Raw genomic sequence first — 21,428 nt, forward strand, 5'->3', positions numbered from 1 at the left:
CGATCGCCGGGATTTTTTTGCCTGTCTCTTGTCTACGTTACAGCCGCAAAACCGGCCCTGCCCGGCAGGAAATGCGTAGCCCCGCTATCATGCTCGTCCAAAAGCGTCATTCCAAGAAAGTTGTATCGCATGAAATCAGCACCATCCACTATCGACGCCAGCGCCTTGCTGACGTCGACGCGCATCCTGTTGTTCGCCCTGTCCGCCGGCGTGCTCGTCGCCAGCCTGTACTACGTGCAGCCGCTTACCTCGATGCTGGCCGCCTCGTTTGGCGTCAGCGTGCCGCAAGCGGGCTACCTGGTCACGGCCACGCAGATCGGCTATGTGCTGGGCATCGTCTTTTTAGTCCCCCTCAGCGACGTGCTGAACCGCCGCCAATTACTGACGTGGATGCTGATCGCCAAGATCGGCGCCCTGCTGCTGGCCGCCACCAGCCAGAACATCATCGTCTTTGCCATCGCCAGCGTCTTGATGGGCATCACGTCCAGCGCCTTGATGGTGGTGACGGCCATGGTGGCCTCGTATGCGCCCGACCATAGCCGGGGCCGCATGGTGGGCACCGTCATGACGGGCTTGTTGCTGGGGATCTTGCTGGCGCGTACCGTCTCCGGCACGGTGTCGCAGATCAGCGGCGGCTGGCGCAGCGTCTACGTACTGGCCGCCATCGTCGTGGCCGCCCTGCTCGTCATGCTGCGCCGCATCCTGCCGAACGAGGCGCCACGTGGCAAGCTGCAATACGCCAAGCTGATGGCCTCCTTGGCCGACATCATCCGCCAGGAACCCTTGCTGCGCCAGCGCGCCCTGTTCTCGGGCCTGGGCCTGGGCACTTTCAGCGTGTTCTGGACGGGCCTGACCTTCTTGCTCAGCGGCGCGCCCTATCACTATTCGGAAATGCAGATCGGCCTGTTCGGCCTGGCGGGTGCCACGGGTGCCTTTGCCGCCAACACGGCGGGCCGCATGGCCGACCGCGGCTACGCGCGCCAGGCCACCTGGCTGCTGGCCGTCGCCTCGATCGCGGGCTGGGCCCTGATCGGCTTCGGCGCCCACTCGCTGGTGCTGCTGTTGATCGGCATCGTCCTGCTGGACATGGGCGTGATGGGCCTGCAAGTGACGCACCAGTCCATCATCTATAAATTGGCGCCGCATGCGCGGGCAAGAGTCACCACCGTGTTCATCGCGGGCGGCTTCATCGGCGCCTCGGCCGGCTCGGCGCTGGCCAGCGCCAGCTTTGCCGCTGGCGGCTGGCCCGCCCTATGCATGGTGGGCGGCGCCATGCCGCTGTTGCTGCTGATCGTGTGGAGCAAGTACCGCCATACGCAACGAAAGCTGGGGTCAGACCCCCGGGTGAGTTAGCGCCAGCCTTGATGTTGGCGCTGTTGAGGGTCTGACCCCGGGTTTATTTTGCTTGCTCGCGCGCCTTGCCAAACGCGTCGCCCGCCTTCCACGCCGGCATTTTCGCCGCGTTGGCCACGGCTTGCCCCAGGTTCAGCGTAAATTGCGCCTGCTGCGTCATGCCGGACAAATCCCAGCTGGCATCGTACTCATCGGTGACTTGATGGTAGCGGGGGCCGTAGGCGGCCGCCTTGGCTTTCGACTCTGCCACGTCCTTGATGTACTCGCGTCCGCCATTGATGGAAAACGCGGGCACGCCCGCCTTGGCAAAGCTGAAATGGTCGCTGCGGAAATAGCCGCCGGCCAGGTCGGGACGCGCTTGGGCAATGTGCATGCCCATGGCTTTGGCGGTTGCCGCCGCCATCGCCCCCAAGTCCGTGCGCTCGCTGCCTTGCGCGCCGATGTCATGCGTGGCGCCGACGAAATTCAAGCTATCGAGGTTCAGCGCGGCCGCCGTCTTATTCAAGGGCCACAGCGGGTCGGCCGCATAGGCCGCGCTGCCCAATAAACCCTGCTCTTCGGCCGCCACCCACAGGAAGATCTGCGTGCGCTTCGCCGGTTGCTTCACGGCTTCCTGCGCCATGGCCAGCAAGCCTGCAATGCCCGAGGCATTGTCGACGGCGCCGTTGTAAATCGTGTCTCGAGAGTCACCTTGCTGGCCCAGGTGGTCCCAGTGGCCGCTGTAGATGACGGCTTCATCCTTCAATGCAGCGTCGGTGCCCGGCACCATGCCGGCGATATTGAATTGTTCCACCTTGCGCACGATGGACTTCATTTCGCCGCTCAACTTGGCGTTCAAGGCGACGGCCTTGAAGTCCTTGCTTTCCGCTTGCGCGCGCAAGGCGTCCAGGTCTTGCCCGCCGGCCGCAAACAAGCGACGCGCCGCGTCTTCCTCGATCCAGCCCTGCAGGGGAGTGCCGGCAGTACGGTCCGCCAACTGGAAGCGCTCGCTGCCGCTCCAGCTGTTCTGCACCACGCTCCAGTCGTACGAAGCCGACGGTTTCGTGTGGATCAGCAATACGCCAGCGGCGCCCTGGCGTTTGGCTTCTTCGAATTTGTAGGTCCAGCGGCCATAATAGGTCAACGCCTTGCCTGCGAAGCGGTTCGGATCAAGCGCGGTCGGCTGCGGGTCGTTGACCATCATGACGACGATCTTGTTTTTGACATCGACACCCTTGAAATCGTTCCAGCCCTCTTCCGGTGCCGTGATGCCGTAGCCGACGAACACCAGCGGCGCGTCGAAGGTGTGGGCGGCAACGGAGTCGCCCGTGGCCCAGACCCAGTCCGGACCGAACGCCAGCGGCACGGCCTTGCCACCGGCCAGCGCCTGCAGGCTGCTCGCGGCAGGCAGCGACTTCACGCCGGCGATTTGCACGCTCTGGCGGTAGCTGTTGCCGCGCACGGGACGCAAACCGGCCATCTGCGCCTGGGTTTCCAGATACGCCACCGTCAGGTCGGCGCCCCGTTGGCCCGTGCCCCGGCCTTCCAGCAAATCGTTGGACAGGAAGGCCAGGTGGGCGCGCAGCGGCGCTTCCTGTACCACGGGCAAACCGGCAGCGGCTTGGGCGGAAAACGCCAGCGCAGTCAAGGCGAGGGAAGAAAACAGCTTCTGCATAAGATCCTTTGGGTAAGAGGAGGAAAGCGGTCCGGCGGATAGCCGGGCCGGCGATTGTATGCCATGGGGAAAGATGGATCAAAATGCGGACGAAAAAAATCCCCGCAGCAAGGGCGGGGATAGACCATGGGGAAGCCTCAGACCAGCAGGGCCGCCGCCAGCGATTCGATCTCTTCGGCCGATTCCTCGAGGATCGTGTGCAGGGTGCTGCCGCCAATCCCGAAGTCGATCTTCGCCGCTGCCAGGCGCCGCTCGGCGCTTTCCGGCGGGTGCAGGGGCGAGCCGACAGGCGACAGATCGTTGGCCAGCACCAGGGTCGCGCCCAAGGTGCGGGGCGGGAATGGGCTGCCGCCATGCCACATGCCTTCCACGGCCTGCAAGACCATGTCGGGTACTTGCAGCTGGCGCAGCACGCCACGGCCGATCAGTTTTTCGCCGTATTCGATCCAGTCTTCCGTGTTGTCGTCGAGCAAGCCCGGATACTCCTCGGCGCGCGACAGCAGATAAAAGCCGCCCACCTCGTGCACGATGGCGGCGAACATGGCCGTTTCCACGTCCACATGTGTGACTTTCCGGGCAATCACCTGGCTCAATGCCGCCACGTGGGCCGTGTGCTCCCACAGCTTGGCCCCCTTGGCGCGCAATTGCGGGTCAGTAATCTGGCTGCCCAGCTGGCGCACGATGACGGACGCCACCATCGACTTTAATGTAGCAAATCCCAGGCGCGAGACGGCTGCGCGCACATTGGCAATTTCATTGCCGGAACGGTTGTAGGCGGCCGAGTTGGCCAAGGCCACGACCCGCGCCGATAGCAGCGGCTCGGCCATGACCATGCGGGCGGCCGCTTCGATATGGCAATCGGGGTCATCCAGCGCTTCCTGCAGCTTCAAGGTGGCTTTGACGTTGGCGGGGAACGTCAACTCGCCCTTGCTCGCTTGCAGCGCGATAATCTTGAATACTTCCAGTCTGTCCATGGGTCGATCTCCGGTACGGGCCTATGCAGGCTCAGCTATGTGGATGGGCCGGGAATGCGCATGTATCCCCGGCCTTGCTCCCGTTTCCGGCAATATTACAGCAAGTTCAAACTCAAACCTATTACTTTCCGGAAACTTTCCCTGCCACGCCTTCGACAAAATAATCCATCTTCGTCAGCGCCGCATCGTCCAGCACGCCTTTCTCCAGGCGCACCTTGCCATCGTTATCCTTGATCGGCGCGCTGAAAGGATTGAGCTTGCCAGCCACCAAGTCTTTCTCGCGCGCCAATACAAACTGTTTCACATCGGCGGGCACGGCGGCGTTGATGCCTTCCAGCTTGACCATGCCATCCTTGATGCCGCCCCAGGTGCTGCTGGACTTCCACGTACCGTCCAGCACAGCTTGCGCCTGCTTCGTATAGTACTCGCCCCAATGGTGGGTGACGGCGGCCAGCTGCGCCTTCGGTCCGTACTTTTTCATGTCCGAGTGGTAGGCGATCGCATACTTGCCCTTTTCTTCCGCCGCCTGCACCACGGCGGTCGAGTCCGTGTGGTGGGTGACCACGTCGGCGCCCTGGCCTATCAGGGTGATGGCCGCGTCGCGTTCCTTGCCCGGATCGAACCAGCTATTTACCCACACCACTTTCACTTCCGCCTTGGGGTCGACGCTGCGCATGCCGCGCGTGAAGGCGTTGACGCCTTGCAACACTTCCGGAATGGGAAACGCCGCCACATAACCGGCCACATGCGTCTTGCTCATCTTGCCTGCCAGCACGCCGGCCAGGTAGCGGCCCTCGTAGAAACGGGCATTCGTGTTGGCCACGTTGACGGCCGTCTTGTAGCCAGTCAGGTGGATGAACTTCACATTAGGAAATTGCTTCGCCACTTTCAAGGTGGGATTCATGTAACCGAACGAGGTCGTGATGACCAGCTTGCTGCCCGTTTGCGCCAGGTCGCGGATCACGCGTTCCGCATCGGCGCTCTCCGGCACGTTTTCCACAAACCTGGTGGTGATCTTGTTGCCCAGCGCCTTTTCCATTTCCTTGCGCGCCAGGTCATGCTGGGTGGTCCAGCCCGCGTCACCGATGGGGCTGATGTAAACAAAACCGACGTTCAGCGGCGCAGCGGCCGGTGCGGCGGCCATGGCAGGCATCAGAATGGCACTGCAAACGGCGGCGCACAGTAATTTCTTGGACATGGTTTTCCTTGTGGTGAGTGATTAATTTCCGGGATTGAAATTTTTCCCCAGCGAAGCGGGCATGTTGAGCTTGATGTAATTGGCATTGCTGGAAATGAGGACCAGCACGACGATGGCCGCCACATACGGCAGCATCGACAGCAGCTGCGAGGCGATCGGCACGCCCAGCGCCTGCGCATGGAAGGTCAGAATGGTGATGCCGCCAAACAGGTAGGCGCCGCCCACGACGCGCGCGGGGCGCCAGGTGGCAAACGTGGTCAGCGCCAGCGCGATCCATCCGCGCCCCGCCACCATGCCCTCGACCCACAGCGGCGTGTACACGAGCGATAAAAACGCGCCGGCCAGGCCGCAGCAGGCGCCGCCGAACAGCACGGCCGCCAGGCGGATGCGGCGCACGGGATAGCCGAGCGCATGCGCGGACGCGGGAGATTCGCCCACGGCGCGCAGCACCAGTCCCGCCCGCGTGCGGTACAGAAACCAGGCGATGGCCACGCACAGCAGCAGCGACAGATACACCATCGGATGCTGGCGGAACAGGGCCGGTCCCAGCACGGGAATGTCTTCCAGGAAGGGGATGCCGAAGCGGCCGTTCTGCAAGCTGTTGCCCACATACTTCAGGCCGATGTAGGTGGAGGCGCCCGCGCCGAACAGCGACAAGGCCAGGCCCGTCGCGTACTGGTTCGTGCCCAGCCATACGGTCAGCCAGGCAAAGAAGCCGGACAGCACCATGCTGGCGCCCGCCCCCGCCAGAAAACCCAGGGTGGGGCTGCCCGTGTTGACGGCCACGGCAAAGCCCGTGATGGCCGAGACCAGCATCATGCCTTCCGCGCCCAGGTTCACCACGCCCGCCTTTTCATTGACGAGCAAACCGAGCGCGGCGAGCATCAGCGGCGTGCCCGCGTTGATGCTGGCGGCGATCAAGGGCGCTATCGTCAGGGCCAGGTTATCCATGTTTTCTCCAGCGCAATTTGTATTGGATCAGCACGTCGCAAGCGAGCAAGGCGAACAGCAAGATGCCCTGGAACACGCCCGTGATGGCACTGGGCAAGCCGAGCCGCGATTGCGCCAGTTCGCCGCCGATATAGAACAGGGCCATGACGAAGCTGGAAAAGAGGACGCCGACGGGATGCAGCCGCCCCACGAAAGCGACGATGATGGCGGCAAAGCCGTAGCCGGGCGAGACCGTGGGCGTCAACTGCCCCATCGGTCCCAGCACTTCGCAGGCACCCGCCAGGCCGGACAGGGCGCCGCAGATCAGCAGGGACGACCACAAAGTCTTGCGCGAAGAAAAACCCGCATACCGCGCGGCGGCGGGCGCCATGCCGCCCACGCGCAGGCGAAAACCCGAAATGCTGCGCGACAAATACAGCCAGCCGCCCAGCGAGGCCAGCAAGGCGAAGATGATACCCACATGCAAGCGCGTGTCGCTGATCACCATCGGCAACAGCAAGCCGTCGGACAGCAGTTTCGACTGAGGGAAGTTGAAGCCTTCCGGGTCGCGCAGCACGCCATACACGAGATAGCTGAGCAGCAATTGGGCGATGTAGACCAGCATCAGCGAGACGAGGATTTCGCTGGCGTTGTAGCGGTCGCGCAGCCAGGCCACCAGGCCCGCCCACGCCATGCCGCCCGCCATGCCAGCCAGCAGGGACACGCCGATGACGGTCGCGCCGCCGACGCCATCGTCCAGGTACAGGGCTGCCGCGCCGCCGCAGATGGCGCCCAGGGTCAGCTGCCCTTCCGCGCCGATGTTATAAATGTTGGCGCGAAAGCAGATGGCCAGGCCCACGGCGATCAACAGCAGCGGCGCCACCTTGATGCCCAGCTCGGACCAGCCGTGCGCGTCGCGCAAGGGCTCCACGAAGAAGACGGCCAGTCCCGCCAGCGGATCGTGTCCCAGCGCAACAAATAGCAGCGCGCCGCACAGCACAGTCAGCAGCACGGCCAGCACGGGCGACAGCCACGACATCAGCCGCGACGGGGTTGGCCGGGCTTCCAGGCGCAAGGCAAACTTAACCATGGACTGCCTCCTGCGGCCACAGCCCGCTCATCCATTGCCCCACCTGCGCCACGCTGGCCTCGCCCACCTCCAGCGAAGGTGAAATCTTTCCTTTCGCCATCACCAACAGGCGGTCGCTGATCTCGAACAATTCATCGAGTTCCTCCGAGACGACGAGCAACGCGCAACCGGCGTCGCGCAGTGCCAGCAATTCGGCGCGGATTTGCGCGGCGGCGCCCACGTCCACGCCCCAGGTCGGCTGCGCCACCACCAGCACGGTGGGCTCGCGCATGACTTCGCGTCCGACTATGTATTTCTGCAAATTGCCTCCAGACAAGCTGCGCGCCAGCGCCTGCGGCCCGCCCGCCTTCACCTGGAAGCGGGCGATGATGGCGGCCGCCCGCTGCGCGATGACGGTATGACGCACGAAGCCGTGGCGGATGGTGGCGGGTGTCTGCAAGCTCAACAGCACGTTGTCGGCCAGCCCCATGTCGGGCACGGCACCGCGTCCCAGCCGCTCCTCCGGCACGAAGCCGAAGCCCAGCGCGCGCCGGCGTCCCGGCGGCAAGCGGCCTGCCGGCGTGCCGTTCAGCACGATGCTGGCGGGGGCCGCGCGCATGTCCTCACCCGACAGGGCCGCCAGCAATTCCTGCTGGCCATTGCCGGACACGCCCGCGATGCCGACGATCTCGCCAGCGCGCACGTCGAAATTGATGTCCGTCAACTGCGTGGCAAACGGGTGGCTCTTCGGCAAGTCCAGCTGCCGCACGCTCAGCATGACGGCACCGGGCGTGCGCGCCACGCGCGTGACGGCGGGCGGTTCGGCACCGATCATCATGCGCGACAGGCTGGCCGCCGATTCCTGGGTGGGGTCGCACACGCCAGCGTTCTTGCCGGCGCGCACCACCGTGCAGGTATGGCACAGGGCGCGGATTTCGTCGAGCTTGTGGCTGATGTACAGGATGCTGCAGCCTTCGGCCGCCAACTGGCGCAAGGTAGTAAACAGTTTCTCCACGGCGCCCGGCGTCAGCACGGACGTCGGTTCATCGAGGATCAACAGTTGCGGTTTGGCCAGCAGGGCGCGCACGATTTCCACGCGCTGGCATTCGCCCACCGACAAGGTGTGCACGTGGCGCTGCGGTTCCAGGTCCAGGCCGTACTGGCGCGCCGTCGCCTCGATGCGCTGCGCCAGTTCCGCCATGTTGGTGCCTGCGGGCAAACCGAGGGCGATGTTTTCCGTCACGGTGAGCGTGTCGAACAGGGAAAAGTGCTGGAACACCATGGCAATGCCCAGCGCGCGCGCGGCCGACGGGTTGGCGATCTCGACCTCGCGGCCATTCCACAGGATGCGGCCGCCATCGGGCTGCACGGCGCCATAGATGATTTTCATCAAGGTCGATTTGCCGGCACCGTTCTCGCCGAGCACGGCGTGAATCTGTCCGGGCGCCACGGTGAGGTGAATGCCGTCATTCGCCACCACGGACGGATAGCGCTTGCTGATGTCGTGTAATTCCAGACGTGCCGTCATTGTTTTTTTCGTGCCTCGCTAAGTTGTCCGTCTATCGATCAGCGCGGCATCAAGCCATCGCGATAGCTATCGTATCGGCATCCGCGGATGCTGGGGGGCTGGCATTTTGTAGTCCATTTCTATTTCTACAAAAAAACAACACCTGTATACAATTTTGAAAAAAATTAGCTGCTTTGCAGCCCCCGCCTTGCCCCACAAGGGCTGGAAGATGCGATGATTATATGCAAGAAATGATAGTAGGTATGTAAATACTGCATATTATCTGACGCCGCGCCTCTCGCATCATGGATTGAACGGCGCGCATTCTGCGGCAACGCAGCGCATCATGCGCCCTACGCGCCCCGCCATCCCTTGTATCCGTTTTCCAACACCGCCATCAGGAGCCGAAAGTGCCAAAAATCTTACCGTGTCTGTTGCCTTGCCTGTGCCTTGCCACGACCCTGGGCCTGGGAGCGACCGCCCAGGCTGCCGAATGGAGCGATACCTCGCTCAGCTGGCGCGCCGGCAATGACTACCGCGAGCCGTTCAATCCCGATGACATCAAGAAAAACATCTTTGCCATCACGCATGCCAGCGGCTACAAATACGGCAGCAACTTCGTCAATCTCGATTTCCTGATCTCCGACAGCAAGGACCCTGGCGCGCTGGGCAAAACCTCCGGCGCGCAAGAGGCGTATCTGGTGTACCGCAACACCATCGACATCGGCAAGGTGCGCGGCAGTGACATCAAGTTCGGCCCCGTGCGCGGCGTCGGCGTCACCCTGGGTTTCGACGTCAACACGAAAAATGACGTCGGCTACAACTCGCGCAAGCGCATGCTGGTGGCAGGCCCGACCTTGATGTGGGACGTGCCCGGCTTCTTCAACACCAGCCTGCTGTTGCTGCGTGAAAGCAACGCCCCCAGCGGCGCCTTCCCGCCCATCTCGCAAGTGACGGGCCGCTACACGTATAAAACGCACGCCATGCTGACGGGCGCCTGGGCCATTCCCCTGTCGCCGCTGTTCTCGTTCGAAGGTTTCTTTAACCTCATCGACTCCAAAGGCAAGGATGAAGTGGGACGCAAGACGGCGGTGGAAACGAATATCGACATGCAAGTGATGTACGACGTGGGCGCGGCCCTCGGCAGCGCCAAGAACACCTTCCGCGTGGGCCTGGAATACCAGTACTGGAAGAACAAGTTCGGCAACTCGGCCGCCACCACGGGCAATGTGGGCCAGACGGCGAAGACGCCGATGATACGCGCGGAGTACCATTTCTAAGAATCATTGTCACGCATCAACATCCACGGTCGCGCCTGATGCCAGCATGAAGCTTTCCAGCTGGCGGAGAGCGCGACCGTGGAACAACTGCTGCCGTATTACGAGCGTGAGCTGGGCTTGTTTCGCCAGTACACGCGCGAGTTTTCCAGCCGCTATCCGAAAGCGGCCGGGCGCCTGCTGATCGCCGGCGACACCTGCGAAGATCCGCATGTCGAACGCCTGATCCAGTCCGTTACCCTGCTCACGGCGCGCGTGTCAAAACGCCTCGACGACGCCTATCCGCAATTTACGCATTCCCTGCTCGACACCCTGTACCCGCACTATCTGCGACCGTTTCCCTCATGCTCCATCGTGCGCATCGCCGCCGACGAAGCGCCGGGCGGCGGCCAATTGGCCCAGCTTGTGCATGTCCCGCGCGGCACGGTGCTGCGCTCGCAGCCGGTGCAAGGCGTGGCCTGCAAATTCACCAGCGCGTATGACGTGACCCTGGCGCCGTTGGCCATTTCTCGCCTGCATTTTTCTGCCATCATCGACGCGCCGCCCGGCCTGCGCCTGCCCGACGGCGCCAGCGCCCTGCTCAGCATTCACTTCACCAGCAGCAGCGACAACTACCACTTGGACCAGGCCGGCTTTTCCAGCCTGCGCCTGTTTGCCGATGGCGAACCGTCCGTGCGCGCGGCCCTGCTCGATGCCCTTTTCCTGCGCGGCGCGGGCGCGTACGTGGCGCTGGATGAACACAATCCCTGGCTGGCCGTCAATGGCACGCTGCTGGCGCCGGCCGGTTACGAAGAAAACGACGCGCTGATCCCCATTTCCGCCCGTTCGCACCCGGCCCTGCGCCTGCTGACCGAGTATTTCGCCTTTCCGGAAAAATTCCATTTCATCGATATCACCTGGTCCCGGCTGGCGGCCCTGTTGCCGAAGCAATGCCGCCAGTTCACCTTGCACCTGCCCCTCAAGGGCGTGCGCAGCGACAGCCACGAGGCGCGGCTCTTGTCCGGCGTCAGCCGCGACAACCTCTTGCCGGGATGCACGCCTGTCGTCAACCTGTTTGCCAAGTCCGGCGTGCCGATCCGCCTCACGCATACCGAGCCCGACTACGCCTTGCTGGCCGATGCCACGCATGCGTTTGCCTACGACGTTCATAGCATCGAGGCCGTTACCGTGGTGCGCAAGGACGAGGCCGGCGAGCGCCTGAGCACCTTCTTGCCGCTGTATGCCTCGCTGCAGGGTTCTCAGGCAGAGCAGGGCCAGGAGCATGGTCAATACTGGCTGGCGCGCCGCGACGAAACCGTGGCAGCCATCAGCCCCGGCCATGAAATGCGCCTGAGCCTGATCGACCCGCAGTTTTCGCCAGACAACGCGGCCTGCGCCACCGTCTCGACGCAACTGCTGTGCAGCAACCGCGACTTGCCCACGCAATTGCATTACGGCTTGCCCTGCGGCGACTTGCTGGCCGAAGACGTGCCCGACGGCATCCCCGCGCGCTTCCTGCGCAAGCCCACGCCCAGCATGCGCTTCCTGGCGGACAACGGCGCCCACTGGCGCCTGATTGCGCACCTGTCGCTCAATTACTCGGGCCTGACGCAAGCGGGCCTGGGCGAATTCCAGAAAATGCTCAGCCTGTACGACCTGCCCCGTTCGCCCACCACGCAGCGCCTGATCCAGGGCATCGTCACGCTGGAACACGGCAGCACGCGCGCGTGGATGCCGACCGTGCCGTTTCCCACCCTGATGCCCGGCATTGCCATCCGCCTGGGCATCGACGAGCAAGCCTTCGTCGGCAGCAGCATCTATATTTTTGCCCAGGTGCTGCAGCGCTACTTCGCCCTGAACAGCCAGCTCAACTGCTTTAGCCAACTGACGCTGCTGTCCCAGCGCAGCGGCGAGGAACTCATCCGATGCCCGGAACGCAGCGCCGACGCCACGCCAGCGTGATCCAGCAATTGCTCGACGCGCCGCAGCGCTTCGAGTGCTTCCAGGCGCTGCGCCTGCTGCTGGCGTGGCTGGCCGAACACGGCATCGATGAGCACACGGCGCTGGCAAAGATTCTGCGCTTCGACAACAGCGTTTCGCTGCGCTTTCCCGCCAGCCAGATCGAGGCGCTCACGACCAACGGCATCGCTGATGCCGATGCCTTGCTGCAAGCGCTGCTGTCCGGCCACAGCCAGCACATCCACCTCACGCCCGCCTTCATGGGCCTGCTCGGCTGCCAGGGCAGCTTGCCCAGCCACTATTCGGAGCGCATCGCCGCGCACCAGCATAGCGAGCGCGACACCAGCGCGCGCGCTTTTCTCGACCTGTTTTCCAGCCGTGCCGTCACCCTGTTTTACCAGGCGTGGCAAAAATACCGCATCGAGCAGGCCGGTCACAGCGGCGCCTTCCTGTCGCGCCTGCTGGACCTGGCCGCGTGCCAGCCGGGCCAGGGCCAGGATGAGGTGGCGATCGGCCTGTACAGCGGCTTGCTGCAGCAACGCAACATCTCGTCCATCGTCATGGCGCGCATCCTCAGCGACCACTTTGGCGTGGCCTGCCACATCGACGAAGCGACGGGCGCCATGGACGCGCTGGCGCCGCGCGAACAAACAGCGCTGGGCATGGCCAATGCCGTGCTGGGCCAGCGCGCCACCATCGGCGAGCGCTGCCGCCGCCCCGACCTGGCCGTACGCCTGCGCCTCGGTCCGCTCACGGCGCAGCAACACGCCAGCTTCCTGCCGCGCGCCCCTGGCAGCGAAGCGCTGCGGCACATGCTGATGCTGTTCGGCCAGCCGCTCGTGCGCTACCAGATCGTGCTGGTGCTGCACGCCAGCGAGGTGCGGGGACTGGCATTGACGACCGCGCCACAAGGCGGACTCGGCTGCAACAGTTTCCTCGGCGATGCAGCATCACCGCGCCACCGCGACGACATGCATTACGAAATGCAATTGATGCCATCACTCAAAGATTGAACCTTGCGGCGGCGCAAAACGCTTGTGTTCGCTATTGCTACAGTCGCTCAACGATTCCTACCGTGAAGCGATGCGCGATGAGCCAGTTCCCCGATACGACGGCGGCATGGACGGCATTAACGGGCGACATGCAGGGCCAGCGCCTGCTGCGCCTGCACTTTCCGCATGGCGACGGCCCCGCCGGCATCCAGTTCCTGGCCAACAGCCTGGCCGCCAGCGAAAGCCTGTCGCGCGATTTTTCCCATGTGGTGGAAGTGCTGTCCGACAACGCCGCCATCGCGCTCGACAAGGTGATGGGCAAGATGGTGACCATCGAACTGGTGCGCGAAGACGGTACCTTGCGCTACTTCAATGGTTACGTGTTCGAATTCCGCTTCCTGCGCACGGACGGCGGCTTCGCCTTTTATGAAATGGTGCTGGAGCCATGGCTGGCGCATCTGCACTTGCGGCAAAACAATGTCGCCTTCCACGGCCTGACGGTAGCGGCGCTAACGGACAAGGTCTTCGATGACTACCTGATGCGCGACTACAAGCTGGCCGCCAGCGGCCTGGATCCCGCCATCACCTACACGTGCCAGCACAACGAAAGCGACCACAACCTGCTGCACCGCCATTGGGAACAGCTGGGCTGGCATTACCGCTACGAACACCGCCTTGACGGCCACACCTTGTGGCTGAACGACGACAGCACTACCGGCAAGCCCATCGATGGAGAATCGAGCGCCATGCCCTTCCAGCACCAGGCCGGTTCCCTGGAAGACGATGGCGTGCATCAATGGCGCACGGTGCGGCGCATGGCCCCGGCCCAGATGACGGTGGCCAGTTTCAACTTCAAGAATCCGCGCAGCGCCCGCGCCAGCCGCGACTCGCTGAACCGGCAAGGCGCCGTGCCGTCCCTGGAAGTGTATGAAAACACGGGCAGCTACGGTTTTAAAAACATCGACGATGGCGAAGCCCTGGCCCAGCGCCGCATGGAAGAGGTTGATGCCCAGGGCCAGCGGTTCGAGGCGCAGGGCAATGACCGCACGGCGCAGCCGGGACGCTGGTTCACCCTGGACGGGCATTTCGACAGCGCAGCTGGCGAATACCTGATCCTGTCCGTGCACCACTACGCCAGCAACAACTACCAGCAAGGGCACGGCGCCACCTCGCACTACAGCAACACGTTTACGTGCATCCCGCGCGCCACTCCCTGGCGCCCCGGCCGCAATTTTCATAGCCGCGAACCAAAGATCTACGGCGTGCAGACAGCTACCGTCGTCGGGCCGCCCGGCGAGGAAATCCATACGGACGGTTATGGTCGGGTGAAGGTGCAATTCCACTGGGACCGCCTGGGCACCTTCGACGACAAGAGCTCGCCCTGGATACGCGTGATATCAAACTGGGCCGGCCCGAATTTCGGCCACATCAGCCTGCCCCGGGTGGGCATGGAAGTGGCCGTGCAATTTCTCGACGGTAACGTCGCCATGCCCATCATCATCGGCTGCGTCTACAACGCGCGCAATATGCCGCCATGGGAGCTACCGGCCAACAAGACGCAAAGCGGCATGCTGAGCCGCTCCTCAAAAAAAGGTTCCTCCGCGCACGCCAATGCCTTGCGTTTCGAGGACCGCAAGGATGCGGAAGAGCTATGGCTGCATGCGGAAAAAGACCAGCGCATCGAAGTCGAGCACGACGAGTCGCACTGGGTTGGCAATGACCGGCGCAAAACCATCGACCGCGATGAAACGGTGCACGTCAAGCGCGACCGCACGGAAACGGTGGACCACGATGAAGACATCACCGTGCACAACAACCGCCGTGAGCGCGTCGACCATGACGAACACATCGACATCGGCGACAACCGCCGCGAACACGTGGGCGGCAACGAGCAGGTGCAGATCGACGGCCACCGTTCGGAACGGGTGACCCTGGCCAAGGATGAAACGATCGGCCTGGCCAAGGTGCTGACCATCGGCGCAGCCTACCAGACCACCGTCATCGGCGCCATGAACACCACTGTGGTGCTGGCGCAGGCCGAGCAAGTCGGCCTGACGAAAAGCGTCATCGTCGGCGCCGACAGCACGCTCACGGCCACCGATTCGCACACAATGACAGTGGGCACGTCCAGCATCACCATCACGCCAGGACGCATCGAACTGGTTGCCGATGAAATCATCATTCGCGGCAGATCGAAGGTGCAGATCCATGGCGACGACATCGACAACAACCCGGGCTGACGATGAACGACGCCGGCACAGCCCATTTCAACATCCCCAACCTGCTCTTCGACAACCGCACGCCGCACGCGGCCAGCCAGTTCGACATGGTCGACCAGTTTGGCGAGGCCTTTCATGTGGTGGTGGCGCGCATGGGCTACACCTTGGGCCCCTGCGGCGCGGACGGCCTGGCCAGCCTGCTGCCCATGGCGCGCCAATCACCGCTGGCCACGGAAGATCAGCACCTGGACGGCGACACGCAGGCGGGCACCGTTCAGGAAAGCGACTTCGCGCCGTATAAACCGCGCTGCGACGTGATCGTCAATGGCGTGGCGCACGCGCCGCGCGGGCAGGCGATGCCGCAATTTCTCGTCAACCTGAAGGTGCGGTCAGAAAAGAAGACCCTGATCGACAAGACCCTGCAAGTGAGTGGCGAGCGCGCCTTCCGCAAGAAAGCCATCCTCACTCGCCTGGCGCAGGGCTGCGCCCGCATCGCCACGGTGGGTTTGCTGCGGCCCAATCCGTGGCAGCTATCCGCACCGGTAGCGTTCCTGCAACTGCCGCTGCACTACGCCTACGCATATGGCGGCCAATGCCGCATCGAGGCCGATGACTGCAACGCGGCGGCGCACGATTCCTGCCAGGCCAATCCCCTGGGACGGGGCTTTGCGCGGCACTGGTACCTGGATGCGAAACAGATCGACGAGGTGCCGGCACCGCGCATCACGGATGCATCTCTGCCATGCACGGCCGCCCAGTTCTGGCAAGGCGCCGGCGGCAAGGAGCTGCCCGCGCCGGCGGGGCTGGCCGTTATCGGCCGTGGCTGGCTGCCGCGCCGCGCACTGGCCGGCAGCATCGTCGTCAAGGAAAAATGGGATACCGACGAAGTCCCTACCCTGCCGGAAGACTTCGATTTCGCGTACTGGAACAGCACGCCGCCCGACCAGCAATGTCCGTACCTGGCGGGACGGGAGCAATTTACGCTGACCAATCTGTGCCGCCACGACCATCGCTCGGCCCGCATCGACCAGCGCGGCAACACCGTGCTGCACTTCGCCTTGCCTGAACAAGTACTGTGCCTGCTGCTGACAGACAAGAACGACCAGTTGCTCGTCTGGCGCCTGGCCATCGATACGGTGCTGGTCGATCCCGAGGCGGCCAGCGTGGAACTGGTGTGGCGTGCCATCGTGCCGGCCGATGCGGGCCAGGTCGCCTCGCGCCTGCTGCACCTGATGGAACCGGCGCAGATCGCCCGCATCGAACTGCTGGAACAGGCGCAGGAAGCGCTAAGCGAAGCCGCCGGGCAGGGCAAGAAACCATGACGAATGAAACCGTCACCAAGTCGGGGCGCTTCTATTGCGTCAGCCTCAGCCCCGACATTTGCAAGACGCCCGTCGGCTCCAGCACGCCCCCTATTCCCTACAGCATCATCGGTGAGTTTGCGGAGGCACAGAACGCTTCGCCCAACGTCAAGTCGCACAGCGAACCCGTCATCCTGCACCAGCGCAGCATCATTCCCACCGTCAAGGGCGACGCGGCCGGCAAGGCGGGCGGCGTCAAGAGCGGCACCGTCGGCAAGCAGGTCGACACCAAGGTCGCCAGCCCCATCCACCGCGCCAATGGCGCCAATCTGGTGCAGATGGGACGCGAAGTGTGGATGAATTCGCGCAATACCGTGGGCAAGATTTATGAACGGGGTGGGGAGGCGGCCAAGCCCGTGCTCAAGGAACTGAAGGCGGCGATACGGGAAGCGGCACAAGACTACAAGGATCATGGTTCGAAGAGCATGCATGGCGCCGCCGAAGACCTGGTGGACGCAGGCGGCGCCGTCCTGACAGGCAGCGCCGTGCTGGGAGTCGCCGGCGTGGGCGTCGCGGCAACGGGAGTCGGCGCCCCCGTTGCTGCCGCGATGGAAGCGGGGGCGGCGGCAGGCGCCGTTGCCGGCACAGCGACCGTTGCCAGCGGAACGGCAATGGAAGCATCGGCCACGGTGCTGGACCAGGCAGCCGACTATGTATTGACAGGCAAGACACCAGATTTACTCAATACGGCCTCGGACATCGTCACGAATGCGGCAGGCACATTACTGCAAACAGCGGTGTTCGGGAAGGTTCCAGGCGGAAAAATACTGAGCAAGTTTCTCGGCAAAAAAGCGGCGCCGACCATCAACAAGGTCAAGGAAAAGATTGTCGGCAAAAAACCGGACAAGCCGCCCCCAAAACTCGACAAACCTCCCCCGAAAAACGGCGGCGACGACGGCAAGAGCCGCGGCAAGAAGGAGCCGAAATCGGAGCCGCCATCCGACTGCTGCCCAAAGGATAGCGGCCCCGCAAAAAAACCCGTCAAGGGCCGCAAGCCCGTGCATTTCGGCACGGGACAGGAAATCCTGTACCAGACGGATTTCGCGCTCGAACGCAGCATCCCCATCGCCTGGACGCGCTGCTACCGTTCCGGCGCCGCATGCGAGGACTGGGGCTTGCTGGGCGCGCGCTGGTCTACGCCCTACACCACCAGCCTGTCGCTGTGCGATGCGGGCATCGTGTTGCACGATGACAGCGGCCGCGCCCTGCGCCTGCCCCACCTGGAAGCGGGCCAGCAGCACGACAGCCGCAAGGAAGGTTTTACGCTGACGCGCGACGGCGCCGACACTTTTACCGTGCTGTGGCGCGACGGCAGCGTCGACCGCTACGCGCGCGCTGAAGGCGGCTGGCTGCCGCACGGCTACGACGGCGTCAACGCCATGCTGGCCCCGTCCGCTCCCGTCGCCACGCAACGCTTTGCACTCGTGCGTAGCGAAGGGCGCGATGGGCGCGGCATCAGCATCGACCGATGCATCGATGCCAAACCGGGCGAAGTGCTGCTGCGCCTGCGCGGCGATGATGGCAGCATGCTCGAAGCCATGCGCGGGGAGTCGGAAAAAGCCATCCACATAGGAAGAGTCGACGAAGTATTGCCAGACGGCAGCCGCCTCTGCCACGTCCGCTACGCCTATGCCGTCGAGACGAACGATACCCTGGCGCCCTTCGCGCCGCGCCACAACCTGATCAGCCAGTCGAATGCGCTCGGTGACACGCGTCGCTACAGCTATCGTCACCACCTGCTCACCTCTTGCAGCAGCTACACGGGTTTTACGTACGTACTGGAATGGATCAGCCTGGACGCGCTGCGCGCCAGCTGGAGCGGTTCACCCTTGAGCGAACCGGAGCTGGCCGAACGTTTCCCCGTCACCGTGGCCAACAGTTACCAGGCGCGCGCCATCGCCACGCGCGCCCAAGATGGCAGCGAGCACACACGCATCGACTACGTGGACAACGACACCAGCCGCGTCGCGGAAAACGGCGGCGTCCTTGAATACACATTCGACGCCAACTGGCTGGTCACCGAGGTGCGCCGCGTGAATGGCGACAAGGCCGCCTCGCTGGGCCGGCGCGAGTGGGACCGCGACGGCATGCTGCTGGCCGATATCGACGCCAACGGCGCCGCCACCCGCTACGCCTACGATGCAGCCGGCAATCTGACCCGCAGCACCGATGCCAAAGGGCACGGCAGCAACATCGCATACGATGGCCAGAACCAGCCCGTCTCCTTCACGGATGCGCTGGGCAACACCGCACGCCGCGAATACGATGCGGCAGGCCGCCCCGTCAGCATCACGGATGCGCTGGGCCACGTCACGCGCTACCGCTACGACCAGCGCGGCCAGCTGGTGGAACTGACCGACGCCAGGGGCGGCAGCAAGCATTTCCAGTACAACCGCCAGGGCTTGCTTACCAGCTACACGGACTGTTCTGGCCACAGCAGCGAATACAGCTACGACAAGCAGGGAAGATTGACGGCTGCGCGCGATGCCATGGGCCACGTCAGCAGCTATGAGTACGATGGCCTCGGCCGCCTGACCGGGCTCATCGCACCAGACAAAACACGGGAACACTACGCCTACGATGCAGACGGCAATCTGGTCTTGCACGTGGATGGCGCCGGCCAGCAGACGCGCTACCGCTACAACGGCCAGGGCTTGCCCGTGGAGCGCACGGACGCCATTGGCCAGTCTTTACAGTATCGCTACGATAGCGCGCTGCAACTGACGGAATTGATCAACGCCAAGGGCGAAAGCTACCGGCTCGCGTATCACGCGGAAGGCTGGCTGACGTCGGAAACGGGCTTTGACGGCAAGCGCACGCAATACAGTTATGACCGGGCCGGCAACCTGACCGCCAGCGAGTGCGGCAGCCAGCGCACGCAGCTGCTGCGCGACGCACTCGGTTTGTTGCAAGTCAAGACCACGGCGGACGGCGTGGTGCGCTACGCCTACGATGCACTGGGCCGCCTGACGGCCGTATCCGCGCCGCAAGCCGAACAGCGTTTCTTCCACGATGCGCTGGGCCAGCTGACCGAAGAGCGCAGCGCATATTTTCTGCAATCCCTACCCGATGCCGGCAGGCTGCCCAATGCCCCGCGCGTGCCGGATGCCAGCTTCGTCATGACGCACGCCTATGACGAGCTGGGCAACCGCATCCAGACGGTCTTGCCGAACGGACGCCGCATCGACACCCTGCGTTATGGTTCCGGCCACTGGCATGGCGTGCTGTGGCAGGGCCAGACCGTGGTCGACGTGGAGCGCGACAAGCTGCACCGGGAAAAGCAGCGGCAGCTGGGCAGCAGCGGTTTGCTCGCCACGCGCCAGTACGACCCGCAATCGCGGCTCACGCAAATGACTCTGGCACGCGGCGCCGACGCGCCCGCCCCCGTGCGCGAACGCCGCTTCGACTACGATGCGCAGGGCAACCTGACCACCATTTTTCAAACAGGCGCCACCGCTACCGGCCCGCTCGGCAAACTCAGCTATACGTACGACCCCGTCGGCCAACTGCTGGCCGCCGTGCAACCGGGCTTGGACGAACACTTCGCCTTCGATCCGGCAGGCAATCTGCTCGACAAGGCTCCTACCTCCGGCAACGTACTGAAACGCTACGGCGATATCGAATACGATTACGACGAGCAAGGCAACGCCATCGGCAAGCGCTTCCATCCGCCAGGCAGGGAGTCGACCTGGAGCGAGCTGGAACTGCAATACGACGCCGAAAACCGCCTCAGCCACACCACCAGGACGGAACGCCAGTCACGCCACCGCGCCCACTATTTCTATGACGCCTTCAGCCGCCGCATCGTCAAGCGGGTAGAAGAAGCACGCTGGAGCAAGCAGCAAGACATCACCAAAGACCAGCCCGCCCGCACGAACGCCACCACCACCTTCTTCGTCTGGGATGGCGACACGCTGGCACAGGAACTTGGGCAAGAAGACACGATCACATACCTGTACGAGCCGGACAGCTTCGTACCGCTGGCCAGTATCGCTTCGCCAGCCTGCCGCCAGACAAGCGCGGTCCACCTGCCGCGCGTGGCCCAATGGGATTTGCCTGCCACCCGGCACGACGCCGAACTGCAGGCCACGATTAAGCAAGAACATGTGGACACCGAAACGCTGCATGTATCGGCATGGCAAGGTACCCAGGCGGCAGCCGATGACGCGGCAGCACACGACAGCATCACCCACTACCACTGCGATCACCTGGGTACGCCGCGCGAGTTGACGGATGCGCAAGGGAACGTGGTCTGGAGCGGGCGTTACAAAGCGTGGGGGCGTTTGCTGCACGTCGAAGGTGAAATCGAGCAGCCGCTGCGGTTTCAGGGGCAGTATGAGGATCAAGAGACTGGGCTGTTTTACAATCGCTATAGGTACTATGACGCCAGTACTGCAAGGTACCTGACGCAAGATCCAATAGGATTACTGGGAGGGCTGAATGGCTATACCTATGTGAAGTCGCCAACCCAATGGATCGATCCATTGGGTTTGTCTGCTCGGTGTCCAAAGAATACACCTTGCAACCCTTGCGTCGGGAAAGATCCCGCATCTGAAGCACGGGCAACTCAAGGAACCGCAACCTACCCGAACAATCCTTATGCTTTTGTAGATACTTACACCAATATGGTATTGAAAAAGGGGACAATTTTATATTCCCTATCACCAGGAGCAGATCCAGGCTTTGGTGTCACAAATCATACCCTAATCAAATCAGCCGGCGACGTGAAGAAGTATCATGATCTGACCCAGGTAACAGCAGGAAAGGATAGCATGGGCAACCCACGAGCGATGAGAACTGAAGTACAAGTTTATCGTGTAAATAAGGACATTTGCGTAGCAAAAGGAATGGCAAAAGCAAATACACAATTTGGTAGCGGTGGCGCAACACAGTATTACGTTTCCCCATCAGACATAAGCAGTCTCTCACCGGGAATAAGAAGAAAGATATAAGTTA

At 63.3% G+C, this 21,428-nt stretch carries 13 protein-coding genes; 7 read left to right on the forward strand and 6 right to left on the reverse strand.

The features are described from left to right. Window positions 1-129 precede the first annotated feature (129 nt). Window positions 130-1,353: an MFS transporter gene (locus O0882_RS18515; protein ID WP_289950305.1), complete on the forward strand. Its 1,224-nt coding sequence runs from the start codon at window positions 130-132 to the stop codon at window positions 1,351-1,353. A gap of 43 nt (window positions 1,354-1,396) precedes the next feature. On the opposite strand, the gene O0882_RS18520 is transcribed toward O0882_RS18515, so the two are convergent. From O0882_RS18520 to O0882_RS18545, 6 genes are all read right to left on the reverse strand, one after another. After that, complete coding sequence (locus tag O0882_RS18520) at window positions 1,397-3,007, reverse strand: M28 family peptidase (protein WP_289950307.1); 1,611 nt, start codon at window positions 3,005-3,007, stop codon at window positions 1,397-1,399. Between the two features lie 137 nt (window positions 3,008-3,144). Next, a complete protein-coding gene (locus O0882_RS18525; RefSeq protein ID WP_071079117.1) occupies window positions 3,145-3,981 on the reverse strand; it encodes an HDOD domain-containing protein in 837 nt (278 codons plus the stop codon). A 121-nt stretch (window positions 3,982-4,102) separates the two neighbouring features. Continuing rightward, window positions 4,103-5,179, reverse strand: a complete 1,077-nt coding sequence (locus O0882_RS18530; protein WP_289950312.1) for a BMP family ABC transporter substrate-binding protein — start codon at window positions 5,177-5,179, stop codon at window positions 4,103-4,105. A gap of 21 nt (window positions 5,180-5,200) precedes the next feature. Beyond that, entirely contained in the window at window positions 5,201-6,130 is a 930-nt protein-coding gene (locus tag O0882_RS18535; protein WP_289950314.1) for an ABC transporter permease, read from the reverse strand. After that, window positions 6,123-7,199, reverse strand: a complete 1,077-nt coding sequence (locus O0882_RS18540; RefSeq protein WP_289950317.1) for an ABC transporter permease — start codon at window positions 7,197-7,199, stop codon at window positions 6,123-6,125. The genes O0882_RS18535 and O0882_RS18540 overlap by 8 nt, the downstream gene beginning before the upstream one ends. After that, window positions 7,192-8,706, reverse strand: coding sequence for an ABC transporter ATP-binding protein (locus O0882_RS18545; RefSeq protein WP_289950319.1), 1,515 nt, complete (start codon window positions 8,704-8,706; stop codon window positions 7,192-7,194). Before O0882_RS18545 ends, O0882_RS18540 begins: the two co-directional genes overlap by 8 nt. Before the next feature lie 446 nt (window positions 8,707-9,152). Here O0882_RS18545 and O0882_RS18550 point away from each other — a divergent pair, with 446 nt between their 5' ends. The 6 genes from O0882_RS18550 (at window position 9,153) to O0882_RS18575 (ending at window position 21,424) form a co-directional block, all read left to right on the forward strand. Next, the gene (locus O0882_RS18550) at window positions 9,153-9,965 is read left to right on the forward strand and encodes an outer envelope protein (protein ID WP_289950359.1); all 813 of its coding nucleotides are present in this window, start codon (window positions 9,153-9,155) and stop codon (window positions 9,963-9,965) included. Window positions 9,966-10,043: 78 nt separating this feature from the next. Then, on the forward strand, window positions 10,044-11,903 hold the full coding sequence (tssF, locus tag O0882_RS18555; protein WP_289950321.1) for a type VI secretion system baseplate subunit TssF: 1,860 nt from the start codon (window positions 10,044-10,046) through the stop codon (window positions 11,901-11,903). Continuing rightward, entirely contained in the window at window positions 11,867-12,913 is a 1,047-nt protein-coding gene (tssG, locus tag O0882_RS18560; protein ID WP_289950323.1) for a type VI secretion system baseplate subunit TssG, read from the forward strand. The genes tssF and tssG overlap by 37 nt, the downstream gene beginning before the upstream one ends. A 77-nt stretch (window positions 12,914-12,990) precedes the next feature. Further along, window positions 12,991-15,132, forward strand: coding sequence for a type VI secretion system tip protein TssI/VgrG (gene tssI / locus O0882_RS18565; protein ID WP_289950324.1), 2,142 nt, complete (start codon window positions 12,991-12,993; stop codon window positions 15,130-15,132). Between the two features lie 2 nt (window positions 15,133-15,134). Further along, window positions 15,135-16,433 (forward strand): DUF2169 domain-containing protein, encoded by a 1,299-nt coding sequence (locus O0882_RS18570; RefSeq protein ID WP_289950327.1) that lies wholly within the window; start codon window positions 15,135-15,137, stop codon window positions 16,431-16,433. Further along, complete coding sequence (locus tag O0882_RS18575; RefSeq protein WP_289950329.1) at window positions 16,430-21,424, forward strand: PAAR-like domain-containing protein; 4,995 nt, start codon at window positions 16,430-16,432, stop codon at window positions 21,422-21,424. The genes O0882_RS18570 and O0882_RS18575 overlap by 4 nt, the downstream gene beginning before the upstream one ends. The last annotated feature ends 4 nt before the right edge of the window (window positions 21,425-21,428 follow it).

Origin of the sequence: Janthinobacterium sp. SUN073 (genome assembly GCF_030397665.1) — a bacterium.
Taxonomy (GTDB): Bacteria; Pseudomonadota; Gammaproteobacteria; order Burkholderiales; family Burkholderiaceae_D; genus Janthinobacterium.